The 2238-nt window shown below is 58.0% G+C and carries 2 protein-coding genes; one reads left to right on the top strand and one right to left on the bottom strand.

From position 1 onward, the window contains the following. A partial coding sequence (locus VH88_RS14340; RefSeq protein ID WP_231576701.1) for a site-specific integrase occupies positions 1 to 1352 on the top strand: 1352 nt, incomplete at its 5' end. A 71-nt stretch (positions 1353 to 1423) separates the two neighbouring features. Here the strand turns inward: VH88_RS14340 and VH88_RS14335 are convergent. Continuing rightward, the gene (locus tag VH88_RS14335) at positions 1424 to 2188 is read right to left on the bottom strand and encodes a DUF3800 domain-containing protein (RefSeq protein WP_082064526.1); all 765 of its coding nucleotides are present in this window, start codon (positions 2186 to 2188) and stop codon (positions 1424 to 1426) included. Between the last annotated feature and the right edge of the window lie 50 nt (positions 2189 to 2238).

Genomic DNA, 2238 nt, shown 5'->3' with positions numbered 1-2238 from the left:
GGCTTCGGGTTCCGCGTTCGTTGGCCGGGATCATCGGCAAGACGGAGGTCATGAAGTCTCTCGGCACCGGCTATCGGGCTGATGCTGTCCGCAAAGCTCGGATCGTCGCCGCAGCGTTCGAGCAGCAATGGAGAGACATCGAAGCCCACGGCATTCAGCCCTTTATCCCGACTACGCCCGAGCGTCCGAAGCTCGCACCAACGCCCCCGGCGTTGCCAGCGGATAAGACGCTTCGCCAAGCGTTCGAACTGTTTCGATCCGATCCGGCGAAACAGCGCAGTCGCAAGACGGACCTCCACTATCTGAACCTCATCGAGTTGACGGTGGGGCTTTGGGGCGAAAAGCGCACGATCCGCTCCATTGACCGGGAAGCGTCACGCGAGCTTCTCGATGTGCTGCTTTGGCTACCCGCGAACGCCGAGAAGAAATTTCCGAAGCTGTCACCCCTCGCGGCTTCGCGGATGGCGAAGGAAAAGGGCCTGACTGGGCGTCTCTCGCCCGCCTCGGTCAACGGCTACATGTGCAAGTTCCGGGCGGTGATGAACTTCTGCCAGAATGAGGGCTGGATCGAACGGAACCCAGCCAAGGGGCTTCAGGTCATCGACCGGGTGAGACGGCGGGATAAACGCCTACCATTTTCCGCCGAACAGCTACGCCTGATCTTCGATGCGCCGATCTACCGAGGCTGCGTTGACGATTGGGCCGGATACTCCACACCCGGCTACGCGCACCCCCGTCGTGGGCGGTTCTGGGTGCCCCTCATTGCCCTCTTCTCGGGCATGAGGATGAACGAGATTTGCCAGCTACACGTCGCGGACATCCACCGACTCGACTGCGTGGACTGCTTCTTTGTGACGGAAGGACCGTCTGACGCCGACAACGGGAAACGCCTGAAGACAGCGGCCAGCGAACGGTTCATCCCCATCCACCCCCAACTGGTCGAGATCGGGTTCTTGTCCTTCGTGGAGCAGAGGCGAGCGGCTGGCGCCGTGCGCCTATTTTCCGAACTCCAGAAGTCCAGCACCGGCTATTACAGTGACCCTTTCAGCAAGTGGTTCAGACGCTTCCTTGAGCGCGCTGGGGCAACTCGCGAGAAGACCTGCTTCCACTCCTTCCGGCATTGCTACCGGGACGCGCTGCGCGAGGCCCGCATCGAGCATGAGGTCGCCCTCGCTCTCGGCGGCTGGTCATCAGGCAGCGGGAGCGAAGCTGGAGAGACCGCTGCCGCTTACGGAAGGGGCTATCGCGCCGCAACACTTCTGCAAGCGATTGAAAAGGTCCGATATGATCTCAACTTGGACCATCTGATAACGCCAGACCCGATATTTCTTGACAGCGATTCGGGCAATTGAGATGATTTGCGCGCCGAGAGTGCGTCACATAGCACGTTGAGACTATGGTCTCACTCGGCGTCCCTTCTCTCCTATATAAATCCTCGCGTAGGAAACTTGACTACCCCGTAGCCATCTTCTGAACCTTGCGCGTTTTTCCTCAAGCTCGGCTTGAGCATCTCGTAATACTGATCATCGTTGCGCTCGAACTTACGCCAAATCGCTCCGGCAACCATATCGGCAAGCTGGATTCCGATACTCAAGTTCGACGGATGTAGGAATAATCCCTCGATCAGATTCTTATAATTTGACGTTGTGCCAGAGTTCGAGTGCAGAAGCTGCTCGTGGTAGCTCCTCAATCGCTTATCGTCATTCGCACCGCGATGATCACCGACAACGATGCCCCACTCTTTGCGGCCAGATATCTTACCCACGTCATTGAGGTGATATTGGAACCTCTCCGTCACGGGCTTGAACGTGCCGTGGTAGAGGTCAGCCTGTGTCTTTACGCTTTCGATCGCGTAGGCACCTTCCCGAGATGCGACGCAGGCGATTGTCCGCACAGCCACTTCGGACGCCATCAACTTGTAGATTTCTTCTCGGATCGAGTTCCTGTCATCCATCGCCATCCCCCGCATCGGATTGCGGGCATCATCATTCTGGGGAGCGAAATATCGCCACTTTATCTCTCCCCGAATTTGGCGACGGATTTTGATCCCCATTAGGCCGTCCCGCATTCGCGCCCATGACGTTTCAGGGATGATGATCCCGCCAATCACGAAGTAGCGGGAGTTCGTATCCTGCGGTCTCGGGGCTGTGCCCGACTCGTCTACGAAAGGATATGCATTCCACCACAGAACACACCGTTTGGTGAGACTTCAACCCAACGAACGCGGAACCCGAAGCC

This window comes from Brevundimonas sp. KM4, from assembly GCF_000964075.1.
GTDB classification, from domain to species: domain Bacteria; phylum Pseudomonadota; class Alphaproteobacteria; order Caulobacterales; family Caulobacteraceae; genus Brevundimonas; species Brevundimonas huaxiensis.
The sequence above is the reverse complement of the archived record's forward strand: the minus strand, read 5'-3'. Positions and strand labels throughout refer to the sequence as shown.